Origin of the sequence: Kitasatospora sp. NPDC001539 (assembly GCF_040298565.1) — a bacterium.
GTDB lineage: Bacteria > Actinomycetota > Actinomycetes > Streptomycetales > Streptomycetaceae > Kitasatospora.
On the sequence record NZ_JBEPAK010000499.1, the window covers coordinates 1 to 1097 of the forward strand.

The following is a 1097-nucleotide window of genomic DNA, read 5'->3' on the forward strand; positions in this document are numbered from 1 at the left end:
GGTGGAGCACCGCGACAGCCTCCTGACCGAGGAGGAGCGCGCCGCCGGCGCAAACGCGCCCGCTCTGAACTCCAAATATCTTAGGCTGGTATTCCCATTAATACCTTGATTTCAGTAGACACCGAAAAGCCGAAGAGCGTTCCATTTCTTCGGTTCTTTTTATATATTCCTCGAATGATCTCCATGCCCTTAATCGTGGAAGAGGCTGTACGGAGACTTTGATAAAATTTATTCCGTCGTTTAATAGGTCGATGGTCTTGTTCTATTAAATTGTTAAGATACTTCACAGTTCGGTGCTCTGTCTTAGGATATAAACCCACACTCTGTAACTTTCTAAAGGCGGAGCCAAGAGAAGGTGCTTTATCGGTCACAATTGCTTTCGGCTCACCAAACTGTTTATGGAGTCGTTTTAAGAAAGCATAGGCTGCTTGCGTATCCCGTTTCTTTCGTAACCAGATGTCTAAAGTCAATCCATCCGCATCAATTGCACTGTACAGATAATGCCATTTGCCTTTGATTTTGATATAGGTTTCGTCCATTTTCCATGAATAGAAGGATTGTCTATTTTTCTTCTTCCAAAGATAATAGAGGACTTTGCTGTACTCTTGCACCCAACGATAAATCGTAGTATGACAAACATTTATTCCACGATCATATAACAATTCCTGAACTTCACGATAGCTTAGATTGTAACGCAGGTAGTAACCAACAGCGACAATAATGACGTCTTTTTTGAATTGTTTGCCTTTAAAATGATTCATTACTCTGTCCTCTCTGTCTTTTTTCTCAATTTTACACTAAAATAGATTTTTTGGAAAACTTTGCAACAGAACCCCTAAAACCATGGATGAACGAACAAAAAATCTCTCGTATTTTGTTTGTTCATCCACTAAAAATATGCGAACAGTATGGCTTCATTCAATCCTGTTCTTACAAGTCAAAAGCATCGAATCGTCCTTGGACGATTCAACAAAAAAAGTAGTTGTTTTTGGACGACTACTAAGTTCTAAACATTCATTACCCAAAATCAATTTGGTCTAACATCGTTTCTCGACTAGCTTGATCTAATCCAAGATACGTTAAGGTCATGGCTTCAC

The 1097-nt window shown here is 39.7% G+C and carries 1 protein-coding gene; it reads right to left on the reverse strand.

All coding sequences use genetic code 11. The annotated features are described in order from the left end of the window. Nucleotides 1–80: 80 nt before the first annotated feature. Nucleotides 81–761, reverse strand: a complete 681-nt coding sequence (locus ABT247_RS33560; protein WP_350750405.1) for an IS6 family transposase — start codon at nucleotides 759–761, stop codon at nucleotides 81–83. Between the last annotated feature and the right edge of the window lie 336 nt (nucleotides 762–1097).

What these genes read in the sequence shown, in the direction of transcription:
- ABT247_RS33560 (WP_350750405.1), bottom strand. Translation starts at nt 761, where the DNA reads ATGAATCATTTTAAAGGCAAACAATTCAAAAAAGACGTCATTATTGTC.